Here is a 15616-nt window from a genome sequence, read left to right as displayed (position 1 = left end):
CGACGTCATCCTGAGGCCCAGAGTGTGTCAGAACTCTGGCGGGCGGCTTGTTTACTCTGTACACTATATGTATCCTCGCTGACGTCAGGCCTTCGTTGCTGGAGGGATGGTGAGCGGATACAGGATTGGAGCGGACCGCGGGCAGTCTCCGAATCTCCACAAAAGCTCATCGCCGCCCTGCGCATCGAGGCGGCGTATATTCTTGTCTCACAGCCTCGCCTGAGCGCGCGAGAGCATCTGTTTGGCACGATCCTTCCTTGTGCGGCGGGTCCAAGTGATCCGTAACCCGTTGCAGAGCAAGGATCTATGGTGAGATTGAGTAAGGGGATCGCCGCGGCGGCGCTCGCGATTTCAGTGCTGGGGATGGGCGCTCCGGCGCCCGCGGCGGAGGCGCGCCCGGCGTCGCGCGATCCAGACTTCTACCTGAGCGTCGACCTTTCCGCCCGCGAGCTGTCGGTGGTGAAGAACGGCGAGACGGTGGCCTCGTACCCGGTGGCCATCGGCCAGCCGGGGCACGCGACGCCCACGGGCGAATACCGCATCCGCCACATCGTCTGGAACCCGCGCTGGGTGCCGCCCGACGCGCGCTGGGCCCGCAACAAGCGCCCGCGCGCCCCCGGCGATCCGCGCAACCCCATGGGGCGCGTGAAGATGTTCTTCCGCGAGCCCGACCTGTACGTGCACGGCACGCGCGAGACGGATTCGCTGGGCGAGGCGGAGTCGCACGGCTGCATCCGCATGAGCAACAGCGCGGTCATCTCCGTAGCGCGCCTGGTGATGGCCAACGGCGGCGAGCCGCGCTCCCCGGGCTGGTTCCGCCGCGTGCGCGACCGCCTGAGCAGCACGCGCCAGGTCTACCTCTCCCAGCCCGTGCTGATCAAGATCCACCGCTAGCGCCGGCGTACGCGAAGCGATGGGCGGCGCGCCGGATCCCCCGCGGGTCCGGCGCGCCGCCGTTGGTGGCACGCGCCGCGCATCACGCGGGGCGGACCACCCGCACGGACGGTGACGCGTGTACCTGATCCAGATCCTCCTCCCGCTGCGCGACAACGAGCAGCGCCTCTTCGCGCGCGACGAGTTCGAGCGCGTGCGCCGCGAGCTGACCGAGCGCTTCGGCGGCGCCACGTTCTACGCCCGCTCGCCCGCCGTGGGCCTGTGGAAGGATGACGACGGCAACGTGGCCCGCGACGACGTGGTCGTGGCCGAGGTGATGGCGCAGCACCAGGACCGCGAGTGGTGGCGGCTGTACCGCGAGACGCTCGAACGCCGCTTCCGCCAGGACCAGATCGTCGTCCGCGCGATGCACTGCGGGCTGCTGTAAGGAAGATGGATGATGGATGGAGTAGAAATCAGACCGGCGTGCACGGCGCCGCATCGCGCCCTCTCCGGCTCGCTGGGGCTCGCCACCTCTCCCGTCCCGGGAGAGGTAGCCGCGCGACTATCGGTGGGGATCCCGAACGGCGGCGCGGCCGCGCGCCGTTGAAGTCCGCGAAGGCGGACTGCGTGTCGTTGTAGCCGCGACTTCAGTCGCATCGTCGCCGAAGCCCGATGCACCGGCGATACAAGCACGAAGGGGCGCCTCCGATGGATCGGAGGCGCCCCGTCGTTTCAGCGTCGAGCCCGCTGGAGGATCAGCCGAGCCGCACCACGTTCTCCGCCGCCGGACCCTTGGGGCCGTCGACGATGTCGAACTCCACGCGCTCGCCCTCGGCCAGCGAGCGGAAGCCCTGGGCCTGGATGGCCGAGTGGTGCACGAAGCAGTCCTTCTCGCCGTTCTCGGGGGTGATGAACCCGAAGCCCTTGGCGTCGTTGAACCACTTCACCTTGCCGGTCGTGCGCATGCCGTACTCCCTGGTGTGTTGATGATCGTCGGGCGTACCGGTTGTGCCGTACCGACCGACTGGGTGGAAAACCGCCCGGCGCGCGTCAGATCGCGCGTCGGGCGTTGCGCCGGTCCTTGGCGCGGCGGCGCTGCGCGGCCTTCGACTTGGCCTTGCGAGCCTCGCTGGGCTTCTCGTAGAACCGCTTGCGGCGCATGGCCTTGAACAGGCCGGAGCGGATCATGCGGCGGCGGAACTGCTTGAGGGCCCAGTCCAGGCGATCGTTCTCGCCAAGCTGAATCTCGACCACGCGTGTCCTCCAGGTACGTCTTTAGTCTGGGAAAAATCGCGAGGGGACCCGAATCCCCGGGGTCCCCCTGAAGTGCTGCTGCGGGCCCGCGCAAAACGCGGGAAACCGCAATTTATCCGCATGTCCCGCAACCGTCAAGCCTGTAACCGCACGAAGCGCGCGACTCCGTCTTCCACGATCCTCCAATGAGATAGCAGCAAGGCTCACGCAGAGCAGCGGAGGAAGCAGAGACGAATCGGTTCTCTGCTTCCTCCGCTGCTCTGCGTGAGACCAATCCCCTGGACAGCCGCGGGGGCGCATCGGTGTTCGATGCGGCCCCGCGCGGACGGAGAGCGTTCGGGTTTACGCCCGATCGGGACTACCTGCGGCCGCCGCTCTTCGATCCGCTCTTCGAGGCGGAGCCGCCGCTGCTCTTCGAGCCGCCGCTCTTCGACGCGCTCTTGCTGCCCGTGCTCTTGGAGCCGCCGCTGCTCTTCGACCCGCTGCTCTTGCTGGCCGCGCTCTTCGAGCCGCCGCTGCTCTTCGACGCGCTGCTCTTGCTGGCCGTGCTCTTCGAGCCGCCGCTGCTCTTCGACGCGGTGCTCTTGCTGGCCGTGCTCTTCGAGCCACCGCTGCTCTTCGACCCGGCGCTCTTGCTGCCCGTGCTCTTCGAGCCACCGCTGCTCTTGGATCCGCCACTGCTCTTCGAGCCGCTGCTCTTCGACGCGGTGCTGCGGCTGGACGACTTGCTGCCGCCGCTGCGGGTGCTGCCGCCCGACGAGCTCTTGCGCCGCGAGGTGCTGCGCTGCTCCTTCAGGCCGCGGCCGGCGCTGAAGCCCACCGTGGTCCGCTCGGGGATGGTGATCTCGGCGCCGGTGCGCGGGTTGCGGCCGGTACGCGAGGCGCGGGTGCGCCGGGTGAACTTCCCGAAGCCGGGAATGGACAGCGACCCCGCGGCATGTACTGCCTCGGAGATGGCGCCCGACGCGGTGTCGAAGATCGCATCCACCACGCGCGCCGCCGCTGCCCTGGTGAGTTCGGCCTTTTCGGCCACGGCGTCGATGAACTCCGACTTGTTCATGTTCGGCTCTCCGTCAGGGGCGGTAGTGCGGCGCGGCCCGTCCGCGCCGCACACCCATGACGCAACATCGGTTCCACTTTCGCTAGGCAGGACCTTGAATCGGCTCGCATCACCCCCGCGCTAGTCCCGGTTGAACCCCGAACGGAAGCCGTCCATCACCTTGCGCGCGGCGTCGGCGGCCTGGCCGAAGGTCTCCTTAGCGCTTTCCCTGTAAGACTTTCCGGCCTCCGCGAAATCCTCGCTCACCGGGCCCGAGTCCTCGCCGCGGCGCAGGTAGTCGCCCGCCATGATGCGCTCGTACGCGCCGCTCTCGAACCAGTTGCGCTGCTCGGCCACGCGCAGCACCGGGAAGGGATGCGTCATCCCCAGGAGGATCAGGACCTTGTAGACCTGGTCGGCCAGGTCGCCGGTCTCGCGGTACTCGTCGCTCTGGCGGATGAACTCGCCCAGGTTGGCCTCGGGCTGGGTGCCGCCGGCGAACTTCAGCATCACCCGCAGCCCCGGCTCGGGCGCCTGCACCGCCAGGATCCCCGCGCGGTCGCACGACAGCTCGGCCTTGCGGCTCCACTCCAGCAGCGCCAGCAGCACCGCGCGCGCGGCCAGCCCCACGATGGGGAAGCCCATCCCCGCCAGCGCGATGAGGAGCTGGATCATGGTGTTGTAGAGCGTGTGGCCGCTCATCACGTGCCCCAGCTCGTGCCCCAGCACGAAGCGCAGCTCGTCGTCGTCGAAGGTCTTCACCAGCGTGTCGTGCACGATCACGAAGGGCTTCGACATCCCGTAGGCGGCGGCGTTCAGCGTGGGGTTCTGGGTGACGTAGAGCGGGTACTCGCCCGGCGCGTCGAGGGTGCGGCACACCTCGTCCCACAGCTTGTGCACGCGGGGATACTGGTCGGGCGTCACCCGCACCGCGCTGGCCAGGAACGCCAGGCGCGTGGCCTTCTCGCCCAGGATCTCCAGCAGCTTGCGCAGCACCTCGTCGAACACGGGGATCTTGCGCAGGGCGTTCAGCGCCGCGCGGTCGGCCGGGTGCTCCCAGCTGCGCGGGTGGATGTCGGTGAGGATGCGCTTGGGACGCAGCGGATCAGCCATCGTTCGGACTTTCGGGAGATTGCGGGAGAAGCGCCGCGGGACGCGATGCGGCGGGCTACGGCGGGTGGTACGCCGCGGGAGCGCGGGTGGTTTCAGCGGGCGCGGCGATGAAACAATCGCGCGTGGGGCGGGGTAACCCGTGTCGGACCAACGAGTTCGCGCCGCTCTACCGCACCCGCCGTCCGCCGTGTAGATTGCGCGCACACGCCAGTAATCCCGCCGGCCCACCGCATTCCCACTGCATCTTGGAGGCTCCGCCATGCGCCGTCAACGGACCCGCACGCTCCTGCTCCCCCTCCTGGCCGTCCTCGCCCTTCCCGCGGCGTCGCACGCGCAGGAGTCGAGCATGCGCGGCACGTGGACCATCAACCGCCAGGCCAGCGACGACGTGAACCGCGCCATCGATGCGGCGGTGGCCCGGATGAGCTTCATCACGCGCCCCATCGCGCGCGGGCGCCTGCGCAAGACGAACTCGACGTACAACCGCGTGGTGATCAACTACACGCAGGCGCAGGTGTCCACCACCTTCGACCAGCGCCGCCCCATCGAGAGCCCGGCCAACGGGCAGCCGATCAAGTGGACGCGCGAGGACGGCGAGGTGTTCGACCTCTCCACCGAGTGGGAGAACGGGCGGCTGGTGCAGACCTTCCGCGCCGAGGACGGGTCGCGCATCAACACCTACACGGTGAGCGCCGACGGCGGCACGCTCACCATGAACGTGACCATCCGCTCGCCCCGGCTGCCGCAGCCGCTGACCTACAAGCTGGTCTACAACAAGGCCTCGTAGGCGGCGGTCCGGCGGATCGAACGCGGAAGGGCGGCCGAGCGCATCGGCCGCCCTTCGCGTTTCCGGAGATCCAGAAGAATCTCACACAGCCACAGAGACACAGAGAACTGCGGAGGCACGGAGAACTCATGCCAATTCCGAGGATTCAGTATGCATTCCGACATCCTCAAAGAATGACTCACACGGAGGAAGCGGAGGTAACGGAGGAACTGAACGCGATCTGAGTTCCTCCGTTCCCTCCGTTCCCTCCGTGTGAGATTCTTCAGTTCGGGAACATGGGAATGCACGGTAAGTCCTGAGAAACGGTATCAGCGATGTCCTTCTTTTCTCCGCGTCTCCGCGTCTCCGCGTGAGACTCGTCGTTACAGGGATCAGATCGGCCGCGAGGGATGGACGGGCTCGCCGGGGAGGCCCTCGGACGAGGCGGGCAGGAGGCTCTGCACAACACCGCCGCGCGTCTCCCAGGCGTCCCACACCTCGGCGTAGCGCAGCCCGTGCGCCTCGGCGGCCACGCGCAGGCGGCGGTCGATCCAGTCCGGGTTGCCGAAGCCGATCCGCTCGAAGTAGAAGCGCGCCAGCTCGTGGATCTGGTCCACGTACGGCGCCACGTCCACCACCACCGCCGGCAGCTGCGAGTACGAGCCGCGGAAGGTGAACACCGGCGCCGGCTCGCGGTGCGCGGGGAGGGGATGGACGGCCTTCGCCAGCCGCGCCAGGGTGATGGCGTCGCGGAAGATCTTTCCCGACGCCTGGTGGTCGGGGTGGCGCATCCCGCGCGCCCACGCCTCGCCCCAGGTGAGCACCGCGTCGGGCCTGACCTCGGCGATCAGCTTCGCCACGCGGTGGGCGGCGTCGGGCGTGGCCTCGAGGCGCGTGTCGGGGAAGTCCATGAAGCGCGTCTCGCACCCCAGGATGCGCCCGGCGATGACGCCGTGCTCCTCGCGGATGCGCGACACCTCGTCGAGGGAGACGGGGCCGAACGCCTCCGTCATCTCCCCCTTCGTGAGCCACACCACCACCACCCGGTCGCCGCGCGCCACCTGCGCGCGGATGGTGCCCGCCGCGCCCACCTCGTCGTCCGGGTGCGCCAGCCCCACCAGCAGCGTCTGCCTCGCCATCCGCCCGTTCGCCTGATCCCTGTTCAAACGCCGTGTGTTGCCACGCCGCGCAATGTGCGCGCCGGACTCTGTGCCAGCCCCGCCCGCCTCAGGTCTCCACCGCCACGGTGCGGACGCCGGCCAGGTTGCCGCGCCCGTCGTCGCCCACCACGTAGCAGTCGATGGCGATGCGGCCGACGCGGAAGACGCGCACCTCGCGCAGACCCGTGGCCAGCAGCCGCTTCAACGCCTCGTAGCGCGGGCGGATCTCCTGCGCGCGCGTGTCGTAGAGGTCGGTGGATTCGATGTGCGGCTTGAAGAAGCGGTCCAGCGTGCGCTCCTCCAGCGGCGCGTCCGCCGCCGCGCCAGTGCGCCGCGCGAACTCGCCGATGCCGTACGGCCATCCCGCCGCGCCGCCGGGAAGCTCGAACCACTCGAACGGGCGGTCGCTCTCGCTGGTGTAGGTCAGCCCCTCGGCGGCCTCTTCCACGCGGCGGCGCAGGTCGGACATGTCGCTCGTCATCTCCTCTATCTCTCGTTGATCATTCGATCTCAGCGCATGCGGAACGCCATCGGGGCGCTCGGCAGCTCGGCCAGGTCCAGCTCCAGCCGCGTCCCGTCGCTCGTCTCCGCGCCCACGGTGAAGGCGCCCCACGCCACCAGCTTCACGCGCGCGGCGCCGTCCTTCACCGGCTGCTCGATGCGGTCGTGCACGAAGGTGGGATGGAGATGGAAGGTGACGCTCCCTTCCAGCGGCGGCGCCGTCGGCTCCGCGGAGACCTCCAGCCGCACCTCGAACCATTCGCCGTCGCCCACCGGTTTCACGTGCGCGCGCAGCACCTTCCCGCCCGCCGCCGGCTTCCCGCCGAACCGATGCTTGTGGGGGTCGTCAGGATTCAGGGGCGGAGGCTCGGCGAACGACTCGTCCAACATACTCCAACGTCCGCTCAGCGACCGCAGGTCCGTCAGGCTCTCGGAGATCGGGATCCGTTCGATGAGCTCCCGGAACTCCTCCCGACTCCTCATGTCGCGCGCATGTTCGGCCGAATGCTGCCGCCCAACGATCGGCGACCACATCATGGTGGTGAGGGAGGGTGCCGTGGCGGCTTTCGGCTGCCGCCCGCACTCCTCCAGCAACGCGCGGATCAGCAGCGGCAGCCCCGTGAAGTCGCGGCCGGTGGTTTCGAAGAAGACCGGGGCCACGCCGAACTTGGACATGAACCGGCTGCGGTGCATCTCCAGGTTCTCCCCTCGCTCGTAGCCGACCAGCGCGAAGTGCCGCGCGCCCACGCCGCCGATGCGCGCCGCCACCTCGCGCAGCACCGCCATCAGGTCGGGGTCGGAGAGCGAGAAGCCGATGAACACGAAGCGGCGCAGCGCGAAGATGGCGAACAGCTTCTTGGGGGTGTCGTCGGACTGTACGTAGCGCCGCGTGTAGTCGGCGTCGCTCAGCACGATGCTGTCCGGCCGGTCCCACCGCCCGTGCAGGTGCACGTACCGCCGCCGCCAGGTGGGGTCGGCCACGCGGGTGATGAACTCCACCACCTCGTCGCGGTCGTCCCAGTTGATGGACGGCGGCTCGCGCTGGAACACGCGCTGGTGCGCGTCCTCCAGCGCCTGGTCGTAGTTGGTGGTGATGAAGTGGCTGAACGGCAGCCGCACCAGGTCGTCCACCAGCGCGGCGGCGTTGCCGTTGGGGCGGAAGATGGCCTGCAACGCCCTGCCGAACGCCACCTCGCCCATGCGGCGGCGGTACTCCTGCGCGCGCCACAGCTTGTCGGGATAGTCCTTCACCGGCGGCGCGGCCTGCTGCCGGGCACCGCGCATCGCCTCCGCGGCGCGCTCGTCCAGGCGGTCGAGGAGCGCGTCCCAGCTGGGGTAGCCCAGCGCCACGCTCGTCCCCGCGCCCACCATGGCGATCGGGCGCGGGCCTCGGCGGCGCATCGCCTTGCACAGCTCGTCGAAGGCGACGCGGTTCTGCCGGTCGGCGAGGATGGTTGCGAGCGTCGACATGATGAAGATCGGGATGAACAGGGGATGCCGTCCGCCCGGCGACGACGAGTATTCGCCCCGGCGCCCGCGCCGTCAATGGCATCGCCCCGCGGGATGCAGCGCGCCCCGCCACGATCTCGTCGCGGCGGGGCGCGGGAGAGAGACCGGCGCGCGAATCACCCTGCCGACGACCAGACGTAGGTGTCCACGCCGCGGCCGGTCACGTCGCGCTGGATCTCGCGGGCGGCGTCGCCGTTCAGCCACCCGGCCACGACGACCACGTACCCCGGCGCGGGCCCGTCGCCGCCGTAGACGTGCGAGCGCACGCCCTGCGCGGCCAGCCGGGCGACGGCCTGGCGCGCCGCCGGCTCGCTGTCGAAGCGCTCGCGCAGGCACACGAACCAGGGCCCGTGCGCGCCGCTGCCGGTGAACCCGCGCCAGAGCTGCTGCACCACGCTCTCCTCCGGCGGGCGGCGGAAGGAGAGCACGCCGCCGGGCTGCGTCTCCGCGTGCGCCGGCGAGGCCAGCGTGAGCAGCGCCACGGCCGACACCGGCTCCTCGGCGCTGGCCACGCGGCGCTCGACCTGCGTGCCGTTGATCACCGCCGTCAGCAGCGCCGGCGCGGCGATCCCCATCTGGAAGAGCTTGCGCGGGCTGCTCTCCTCGGGGTGCATCCACGCCACGGCGCCGCCGGCCATGAACAGGAGCGTGGTCTTGACCGCGTAGCCCAGCGCCACGGCCAGGGTCACGCTCACGAACACCGTCTTGGGATCGACCACCAGCAGGTTGACCAGGATCGGCGCCAGCGCGCCCATCCCGGCGGCGATGAAGCGGCGGCGGAACGAGGCCTCGCCCGAGAACTCGCGCGGCAGCATGCGCGGGACGGCGATCTTGCGGCGTCGGGGCCGCGGCGGTGCGTCTGCGTTCGTGGACATGGAAACCTCCGTTGGCGGGCCCGGAGAGCGGGCGAGATGAAAGGGCGGGGAGGAAAAGAGCGGAGGCCGGCCCGGCTGGAGTGCCGCCTCCACGGCCGGGCCAGAGGGCAACCGGCGTGCCGGTGGAGATGCTGAGGATTGGCGCGAATTTCCACCGTCCCGCGCCGTCCGGGCCGCCCGGTGGGGACGATGTGCCGCACCGGGATTGTGGCCCGCGCGTCCCAAACATCCGCGGCTGCGGCGTATACGCCACGCGCGGGCGCCCGGATGAGCAGTGCGGCTTTATCGGTGAACCGGAACCGTCACCACGGCTCGTAGCAGTCGTAGTTGCGCTGCTCGCAGATGCGGCCGTCGCGGAAGCGCATGAACATCGCGAAGTGCGCCCGCATCTCGTCTCCCACGGCCAGCGAGCCGAACGGGACGGCGAGCGTGCCCGCCCAGTCGGCCTCCAGCGCCACCCAGTCGCCCGAGGCGACGGCGTTGCGGACGTCGAAGCGCTGCGCCGACATCACCCTGCGCCCGCGCTCCGACGCCTCGCGCAGCTCCGCCAGCCCGCGCGTGGCGCCGCGGGGGACAACGGGATTGGGATACTCGGTCGCCACCACGTCGTCGGTGAAGAACGCCGCGACCTCCTCGGGTGACGCGCCTCGGGCTACCGCGTCGACGAAGCGGCGCGCCGCCGCCAGGTTCTCGCGCTCGATCTCGTTCATCGTCGCCCCCCGGCTCAGGCGGCGCGCAGGACGAGCTGCGGCTCGTGGTGGCAGGCGTAGCACACCAGCGGGTGCGGCACGCCCACGCGCGCGTTCGGCTTCACCTCGATGGCGACGCCGCAGCGCGGGCAGTCGCCGTGGAAGGAGCGGACGCGGTAGCGCCCCTTCCAGTTGCGCCAGACGGTGACCGCGCCGACCAGCACCGGCATCGAGGTCATGAACGGGTCGAACACGGTGACGAAGAACATGGCCGTGGAGATCGATCCCCACACGCCGGCCATCATCATCGTCCGGAACACGCGCGCGCGGAACGGCACCTCGTCGACGTCCACGCGCGCCTCTCTATCCGCATGCCCCGGCAGCACGACCAGCGCGCGGACCGCGGCAGGAATCCCCATCTCCATCGCACCCCCCCAGGAAATCCGGTTCGTGACGCCCTTCCCTCCAGCGCCCGGAATTAAACGATTCCGTGTGGGGGTTTGATCGTCAGGGTTTGGAAGAACTTCCGTGGGAGATTTCCGGACGAGCCGGTGGGGAGATCGGGAGCGCGCGGGGGAGATTCCGGCCCGGCGGGCGGACGATCGTGCGTCCGCCGCATCCCGCCCCCCACCCCGCGCTTCGCGCGACCCTCCCCCCAAAAGCGACTGGGGGGAGGGTGATGGAAGGCCAGATCACGCCCGGAAGTCTGGACTCGCCGGGGATGCCCGGGCGGGAGTCCGCGAAGGCGGACTTCTTGATGTTCCAGCGGTGGGTTTCAACCCACCGGCCAAGGTGGGCGCATCCTGGCAGATTGCCCCGCGCCCCCCGCCGCGCCATCTTCCCAACCTCGACCCACGCCGCTCGGCCGCCGCTGAACTGCGGGATTTGTTCGGGGTATGGGAAGGGTTCGCAGGCGCTCCCTTCCACGCGGTAAACATCGAGGCAGCATGCCGTTCGAACTGGTGTCCCCGTTCCCGCCGCGCGGCGACCAGCCCCGCGCCATCGAGGAGCTGACCGCCGGCATCGCGCGCGGGGACAAGTACCAGACCCTGCTCGGCGCCACGGGCACGGGAAAGACGTACACCATGGCGCACGTGATCGCCAGGCACGGGCGGCCGGCGCTGGTGATGAGCCACAACAAGACGCTCGCCGCGCAGCTCTACGGCGAGCTCAAGCAGCTCTTTCCGAAGAACGCCGTCGAGTACTTCATCTCGTACTACGACTACTACCAGCCCGAGGCGTACATCCCCTCGACGGACACCTTCATCGAGAAGGACTCGTCGATCAACGAGGACATCGAGAAGCTGCGTCTCCGCGCCACCAGCAGCCTGATGGAGCGCGACGACGTGATCATCGTCTCCTCCGTCTCCTGCATCTACGGCCTGGGCGACCCGCGCGAGTACCGGCAGCTGATGGTCGTCCTCGAAGTAGGCCAGCAGATCTCGCGCAAGAAGATCCTGGAGTCGCTGGTCAACATCCAGTACGCGCGCAACGACGCCGCCTTCGAGCGCGGCAACTTCCGCGTGCGCGGCGACACGGTGGAGGTCTTCCCCGCGTACGAGGAGCAGGGCGTGCGAATCGAGCTGTGGGGCGACGAGATCGAGCGCATCTCCCGCTTCGACCCGCTCACCGGCGACACCATCACCCCGCTGAAGAAGACGGCGATCTATCCCGCGACGCACTTCGTCACGCAGAAGTCGACGATCGAGCGCGCCGTCTCCCGCATCCGCGCGGAGCTGGACGGGCGGCTGAAGGAGCTGCTGGGCGCGGGGAAGCTGCTGGAGGCGCAGCGGCTGGAGAGCAGGACGAACTTCGACATCGAGATGATGATGGAGATCGGCACCTGCGCGGGGATCGAGAACTACAGCCGCCACATCGCCGGCCGGGCCGAGGGCGAGCGCCCGGCGTGCCTGTTCGACTACTTCCCCGAGGACTTCCTCGTGGTGGTGGACGAGTCGCACGTCTCCGTCCCGCAGATCGGGGGGATGTACAACGGCGACCGCGCGCGCAAGCTGGTCCTGGTCGAGCACGGCTTCCGCCTCCCCTCCGCGCTGGACAACCGCCCGCTCAAGTTCGAGGAGTGGGAGCGGATGGTGCCCAAGGCGGTCTTCGTCTCCGCCACGCCGGGGGAGTACGAGCTGGCGCGTAGCGGCGGGGTCGTGGTCGAGCAGATCATCCGCCCGACGGGGCTGCTGGACCCGGAGGTCATCATCCGCCCGGTGAAGGGGCAGGTGGACGACCTGCTGGCGGAGATCCGCGAGCGCGAGGTGAAGGGCGAGCGCGTCCTCGTCACCACGCTGACGAAGCGGATGGCGGAGGACCTGACGGACTTCTTCCAGCAGGCCGGCGTGCGCGTGCGCTACCTGCACAGCGACATCGACAGCATCGAGCGGGTGGAGATCCTGCGCGACCTGCGGCTGGGGAAGTTCGACGTGCTGATCGGCATCAACCTGCTGCGGGAAGGACTCGATCTCCCCGAGGTCTCGCTGGTGGCGATCCTGGACGCGGACAAGGAGGGCTTCCTGCGCTCCGCCTCGTCGCTGATCCAGACCGTGGGCCGCGCCGCGCGCAACGCGCAGGGGAAGGCGATCCTGTACGCGGACCACGTCACCGGCTCGATGCAGCGGATGCTCGACGAGACCAACCGCCGCCGCGAGATCCAGCAGGCGTACAACCTGGAGCACGGCATCATCCCGACGACGATCATCAAGTCGGTGAGCGAGATCGAGCTGCAGACGCGCGTGGCCGACGCCCGCAGCCAGAAGTACGAGGCGCCGGCGAGCGCGAAGGCGAAGAAGGTGGCCGAGAAGCGCCAGCCCTTCGGGAAGACGCCGGAAGAGGTGCTGAACGACATCGAGCGCGAGATGCGCGACGCCGCCGCGATGCTGGACTTCGAGCGCGCCGCCCTCCTGCGCGACCAGTACCTGGAGCTGAAGGCGGAGATCGACGGCGCCAAGCCGACGATGGCGCAGCGCCGCCAGTCCGCCGGGCTGCGGCCGACGGTGTAAGGATCAGAGGCTGGAGCGTTGCCGGGCTCGGCTGGGCGAATGAATTCGCGGCAACAACGACACAAAGTCCGCCTTCGCGGACTGGGACGCCGGCTGGTCCTTCAGGGCTGATTATCGAGCGGGCTTGCAGTTCTCCCCTCCCCCATCCCTCCCCCCTCGTGGGGGAGGGGCCGGGGGTGGGGGGACCTCGCGGCGCGGCGCTGGCATGCCGGATCGAAACGGACGCGGACGACGACTCGAAGCTGGAGATCGATGGAGGCGGAGCTGACGGAGCCGGAGCTGGTGGCCTGGGGCGAGCGCATCGGGCGCGAGGCGCGCACGCCGCTCGTCATCGCGCTGCGCGGCGACCTGGGCGCGGGGAAGAGCACGCTCGCTCGCGCGGTCGCCCACGGCGCGGGGGTGCGCGGCGACATCCCATCGCCCACCTTCAACCTCCTGTTCAGCTACGACGCGCCGCGCGGCATCCGCATCCAGCACCTCGACCTGTACCGCCTCGACGACCCCGGCGAGGTGTGGGAGCTGGGATGGAGCGAGCTGGGCGCGCCCGGCGACCTGGTGCTGATCGAGTGGCCCGACCGCGCCGAGTCGCTCCTCCCCCAGCCGCGCTGGGAGGTGGAGATCGAGGACTTCGGCGACCCCGACGTCCGCCGCGTGGCCGCGCGCCCCGTCGGCCATCCCCCGCCGCTCCCGCCGCTGGACGGAGGCGCGGCGTGACGTCGCCCGTCGCGGGGCCGATCCTGGCGCTGGACAGCTCGACGCGCGGCGGCTCCGTCGCCGTCGGCGTGGACGGCCGGATCGCCGCCGAGCGCGTGCTGGAGGCGGCGGCCGGCGCGTCGTCGCTGCTGATGCCCGCGGTGGACGAGGCGGTGCGCGCCGCCGGTCTCGCGCCGCGCGACCTTGCGGCGGTGGCGGTCAGCGGCGGCCCCGGCTCCTTCACCGGTCTCCGCATCGCCGCGGCCACGGCGAAGGCGATCGTGCGCGCGCTCGACGTCCCCCTCTTCGCCTGGTCCGGCCTGTTGGCCGCCGCCGCGACGCTGCGCGATGTCGATCACCCGATCTGTACGCTCTTCGACGCGCGCAACCGCGAGGTGTTCGCCGGGTGCTGGCGCTTCGGCGGCGACGAGGTGGAAGAGCTGCTCGCCCCCCGCATCCTGAGGGTCGACGAGGTGATCGAGCACCTGCGGGACGTCACTCCCGTCTTCACCGGCGACGGCGCGGCGCTGCATGCGGCGGAGCTTCGGGCGGCCTGTGGGAACGATGCGGTCGCCGCGCAGGGTGACGAATCCCGGGCCGCGGGACTGCTCTGGCTCGCCCGCGCGGTGCCGGAGAGCGGGCGCGTGGCCGACGCGGCGGCGTGGGAGCCGGAGTACCTGCGCGCCTCGGGCGCCGAGCGCATCGCCGCCGCGCGGGGCGCGTGATGGCGCGCGTGGACGTGGACGCGCCGTTCGGGCTCGTCGTCGAGCCCGGCTTCCGCATCCGCCCGATGGTGCATGCCGACCTCCCGCGCGTGCTGGAGATCGAGAACGCCTGCTTCTCCACCCCGTGGAAGGACGCTACCTTCCGCGGCCTCATGCGCCGCACCGACACCGACCTGTACGTGGCCGAGCTGGAGGACCGCATCGTGGGCTACTCCGCCTGCTGGACCGTGATCGACCAGAGCGAGCTGGGGAACGTGGCCGTGGCCCCCGCGTCGCGCGGCCATGGGATCGGCGGCGCGCTGGTAGACGTGGTGATCGAGCGGGTCAAGGAGCGCGGCGCCCGCGAGCTGTTCCTGGAGGTGCGCGAATCCAACCTCGTAGCGCAGTCCATCTACCGCGAGCGCGGATTCACCGTGGTCGGCCGCCGCCGCTCGTATTACGCGCAACCAACCGAAGACGCGCTCGTGATGCGTCTGCGCGTGTGAACAGAATGCTTGACACGGCGGACACCGCACGTTATCCATGTGCACTTCCATTTCCCCGAGTGCACTTCGTTCGATACATCTGAGAGGAGGAGCACATGGCGAGAAGCCTGAACAAGGCGATGATCATCGGGAACGTGGGGTCCGACCCCGAGATCCGCACGATTTCGAACGGCGGCCGGGTGGCCCAGTTCTCCGTGGCCACCAGCCGGCGCTGGAACGACCGCAACGGGCAGGCGCAGGAAAAGACCGAGTGGCACCGCATCGTGGCCTGGGACAAGCCGTTCAACCTGGTCGACGTCATCGAGCGGTACGTGAAGAAGGGCGACCGCATCTACGTCGAAGGCGAGATCGAGTACCGGCAGTACCAGGACAAGGACAACCAGACGCGCTACATCACCGAGATCCGCGCCCGCGACGTGGTGCTGTTGGGCGGCAAGAGCGAGGGCGGAGAGGGCGGCGGCGGTGGATGGGACCGCGGCGCCTCGCGGCCGGCGGCGTCGCGCGCGGGCTCGGGCGGGGGCGGCGGTGGGGGAGGTGGCGGCGGCCGGGGCGGCGGCAGCAGCTACGACGACTTCGAGGCGCCGCCGTTCGAGGATGGGGACGACCTTCCGTTCTGAGCGGCCGTCACAGCAGGCGTTCGACAGTTCCGGCTACATGCGAGACCCAGGATTGGCGCCAATCCTGGGTTTGCCCTCCCTCGGGGTCCGCATCTTCAAGCTGGAAGCTGACGCTCTCCGCGCGGGCTTCGCTGTGGCAGAGCAGATAGCGCAGGGTGCGACCGCCGCGAATCGCCGAGAACCGGGCCCAGACCGGATGGGAACTGAGCCGCGAACGGCTGGAGAGGATTTCCCTCACCGAGTTGACCACGGATCGCGCTGCGGTCCTCCAGACGAAGGTCCTCGCCAGAGAGGAGCGGGATCTTT

The 15616-nt window shown here is 69.9% G+C and carries 19 protein-coding genes; 8 read left to right on the top strand and 11 right to left on the bottom strand.

The features are described from left to right. Positions 1-309 precede the first annotated feature (309 nt). A complete protein-coding gene (locus VF092_06995; GenBank protein HEX6747029.1) occupies positions 310-894 on the top strand; it encodes a L,D-transpeptidase in 585 nt (194 codons plus the stop codon). 118 nt (positions 895-1012) lie between these two features. Beyond that, the gene (locus VF092_06990) at positions 1013-1321 is read left to right on the top strand and encodes a hypothetical protein (GenBank protein ID HEX6747028.1); all 309 of its coding nucleotides are present in this window, start codon (positions 1013-1015) and stop codon (positions 1319-1321) included. A 310-nt stretch (positions 1322-1631) separates the two neighbouring features. Here VF092_06990 and VF092_06985 read toward each other — a convergent pair whose 3' ends face one another. From VF092_06985 to VF092_06970, 4 genes are all read right to left on the bottom strand, one after another. Further along, positions 1632-1841 carry a cold-shock protein gene (locus VF092_06985; protein ID HEX6747027.1) on the bottom strand — a complete coding sequence of 70 codons (210 nt, stop codon included), beginning with the start codon at positions 1839-1841 and terminating at the stop codon, positions 1632-1634. Positions 1842-1926: 85 nt separating this feature from the next. Further along, positions 1927-2130, bottom strand: coding sequence for a 30S ribosomal protein S21 (gene rpsU, locus VF092_06980; protein HEX6747026.1), 204 nt, complete (start codon positions 2128-2130; stop codon positions 1927-1929). A gap of 358 nt (positions 2131-2488) precedes the next feature. Further along, on the bottom strand, positions 2489-3190 hold the full coding sequence (locus tag VF092_06975) for an HU family DNA-binding protein (GenBank protein ID HEX6747025.1): 702 nt from the start codon (positions 3188-3190) through the stop codon (positions 2489-2491). 120 nt (positions 3191-3310) lie between these two features. Continuing rightward, positions 3311-4282, bottom strand: a complete 972-nt coding sequence (locus tag VF092_06970) for a M48 family metallopeptidase (protein ID HEX6747024.1) — start codon at positions 4280-4282, stop codon at positions 3311-3313. A gap of 259 nt (positions 4283-4541) precedes the next feature. Here VF092_06970 and VF092_06965 point away from each other — a divergent pair, with 259 nt between their 5' ends. Continuing rightward, positions 4542-5069, top strand: coding sequence for a hypothetical protein (locus VF092_06965; protein HEX6747023.1), 528 nt, complete (start codon positions 4542-4544; stop codon positions 5067-5069). Positions 5070-5440: 371 nt separating this feature from the next. Here VF092_06965 and VF092_06960 read toward each other — a convergent pair whose 3' ends face one another. The 6 genes from VF092_06960 to VF092_06935 all read right to left on the bottom strand — a co-directional run bounded on the left by VF092_06960 (position 5441) and on the right by VF092_06935 (position 10201). Next, positions 5441-6187 carry a PIG-L deacetylase family protein gene (locus VF092_06960; protein ID HEX6747022.1) on the bottom strand — a complete coding sequence of 249 codons (747 nt, stop codon included), beginning with the start codon at positions 6185-6187 and terminating at the stop codon, positions 5441-5443. An 88-nt stretch (positions 6188-6275) separates the two neighbouring features. Next, complete coding sequence (locus tag VF092_06955) at positions 6276-6689, bottom strand: nuclease A inhibitor family protein (GenBank protein HEX6747021.1); 414 nt, start codon at positions 6687-6689, stop codon at positions 6276-6278. 29 nt (positions 6690-6718) lie between these two features. Further along, on the bottom strand, positions 6719-8179 hold the full coding sequence (locus tag VF092_06950; protein HEX6747020.1) for an SIR2 family protein: 1461 nt from the start codon (positions 8177-8179) through the stop codon (positions 6719-6721). A gap of 155 nt (positions 8180-8334) precedes the next feature. After that, positions 8335-9093, bottom strand: a complete 759-nt coding sequence (locus tag VF092_06945; protein ID HEX6747019.1) for a hypothetical protein — start codon at positions 9091-9093, stop codon at positions 8335-8337. 302 nt (positions 9094-9395) lie between these two features. After that, complete coding sequence (locus VF092_06940; protein HEX6747018.1) at positions 9396-9803, bottom strand: nuclear transport factor 2 family protein; 408 nt, start codon at positions 9801-9803, stop codon at positions 9396-9398. A 14-nt stretch (positions 9804-9817) separates the two neighbouring features. Next, positions 9818-10201, bottom strand: a complete 384-nt coding sequence (locus tag VF092_06935) for a hypothetical protein (protein ID HEX6747017.1) — start codon at positions 10199-10201, stop codon at positions 9818-9820. A 528-nt stretch (positions 10202-10729) separates the two neighbouring features. On the opposite strand from VF092_06935, the gene uvrB reads away from it, so the two are divergent. The 5 genes from uvrB to VF092_06910 all read left to right on the top strand — a co-directional run bounded on the left by uvrB (position 10730) and on the right by VF092_06910 (position 15310). Beyond that, positions 10730-12790: an excinuclease ABC subunit UvrB gene (uvrB, locus tag VF092_06930; GenBank protein ID HEX6747016.1), complete on the top strand. Its 2061-nt coding sequence runs from the start codon at positions 10730-10732 to the stop codon at positions 12788-12790. 252 nt (positions 12791-13042) lie between these two features. Continuing rightward, positions 13043-13504, top strand: a complete 462-nt coding sequence (gene tsaE / locus VF092_06925) for a tRNA (adenosine(37)-N6)-threonylcarbamoyltransferase complex ATPase subunit type 1 TsaE (protein HEX6747015.1) — start codon at positions 13043-13045, stop codon at positions 13502-13504. After that, on the top strand, positions 13501-14208 hold the full coding sequence (gene tsaB / locus VF092_06920; GenBank protein ID HEX6747014.1) for a tRNA (adenosine(37)-N6)-threonylcarbamoyltransferase complex dimerization subunit type 1 TsaB: 708 nt from the start codon (positions 13501-13503) through the stop codon (positions 14206-14208). The genes tsaE and tsaB overlap by 4 nt, the downstream gene beginning before the upstream one ends. Continuing rightward, on the top strand, positions 14208-14693 hold the full coding sequence (gene rimI / locus VF092_06915; protein HEX6747013.1) for a ribosomal protein S18-alanine N-acetyltransferase: 486 nt from the start codon (positions 14208-14210) through the stop codon (positions 14691-14693). Before tsaB ends, rimI begins: the two co-directional genes overlap by 1 nt. Positions 14694-14788: 95 nt before the next feature. After that, a complete protein-coding gene (locus VF092_06910) occupies positions 14789-15310 on the top strand; it encodes a single-stranded DNA-binding protein (protein HEX6747012.1) in 522 nt (173 codons plus the stop codon). A gap of 7 nt (positions 15311-15317) precedes the next feature. Here VF092_06910 and VF092_06905 read toward each other — a convergent pair. After that, on the bottom strand, positions 15318-15616 hold a 299-nt coding region (locus VF092_06905), incomplete at its 5' end, for a hypothetical protein (protein ID HEX6747011.1).

It is taken from the genome of Longimicrobium sp., from assembly GCA_036377595.1.
Taxonomy (GTDB): Bacteria; Gemmatimonadota; Gemmatimonadetes; order Longimicrobiales; family Longimicrobiaceae; genus Longimicrobium.
This window is presented reverse-complemented; position numbering and strand designations above follow the sequence as displayed.

Bases quoted from the DNA above. Each gene is read 5' to 3' on its own strand.
- VF092_06985 (HEX6747027.1), bottom strand. From the start codon at position 1,841: ATGCGCACGACCGGCAAGGTGAAGTGGTTCAACGACGCCAAGGGCTTC.
- VF092_06975 (HEX6747025.1), bottom strand. From the start codon at position 3,190: ATGAACAAGTCGGAGTTCATCGACGCCGTGGCCGAAAAGGCCGAACTC.
- VF092_06970 (HEX6747024.1), bottom strand. From the start codon at position 4,282: ATGGCTGATCCGCTGCGTCCCAAGCGCATCCTCACCGACATCCACCCG.
- VF092_06965 (HEX6747023.1), top strand. From the start codon at position 4,542: ATGCGCCGTCAACGGACCCGCACGCTCCTGCTCCCCCTCCTGGCCGTC.
- VF092_06960 (HEX6747022.1), bottom strand. From the start codon at position 6,187: ATGGCGAGGCAGACGCTGCTGGTGGGGCTGGCGCACCCGGACGACGAG.
- VF092_06955 (HEX6747021.1), bottom strand. From the start codon at position 6,689: ATGACGAGCGACATGTCCGACCTGCGCCGCCGCGTGGAAGAGGCCGCC.
- VF092_06950 (HEX6747020.1), bottom strand. From the start codon at position 8,179: ATGTCGACGCTCGCAACCATCCTCGCCGACCGGCAGAACCGCGTCGCC.
- VF092_06945 (HEX6747019.1), bottom strand. From the start codon at position 9,093: ATGTCCACGAACGCAGACGCACCGCCGCGGCCCCGACGCCGCAAGATC.
- VF092_06940 (HEX6747018.1), bottom strand. From the start codon at position 9,803: ATGAACGAGATCGAGCGCGAGAACCTGGCGGCGGCGCGCCGCTTCGTC.
- VF092_06935 (HEX6747017.1), bottom strand. From the start codon at position 10,201: ATGGGGATTCCTGCCGCGGTCCGCGCGCTGGTCGTGCTGCCGGGGCAT.
- uvrB (HEX6747016.1), top strand. From the start codon at position 10,730: ATGCCGTTCGAACTGGTGTCCCCGTTCCCGCCGCGCGGCGACCAGCCC.
- tsaE (HEX6747015.1), top strand. From the start codon at position 13,043: ATGGAGGCGGAGCTGACGGAGCCGGAGCTGGTGGCCTGGGGCGAGCGC.
- rimI (HEX6747013.1), top strand. From the start codon at position 14,208: ATGGCGCGCGTGGACGTGGACGCGCCGTTCGGGCTCGTCGTCGAGCCC.
- VF092_06910 (HEX6747012.1), top strand. From the start codon at position 14,789: ATGGCGAGAAGCCTGAACAAGGCGATGATCATCGGGAACGTGGGGTCC.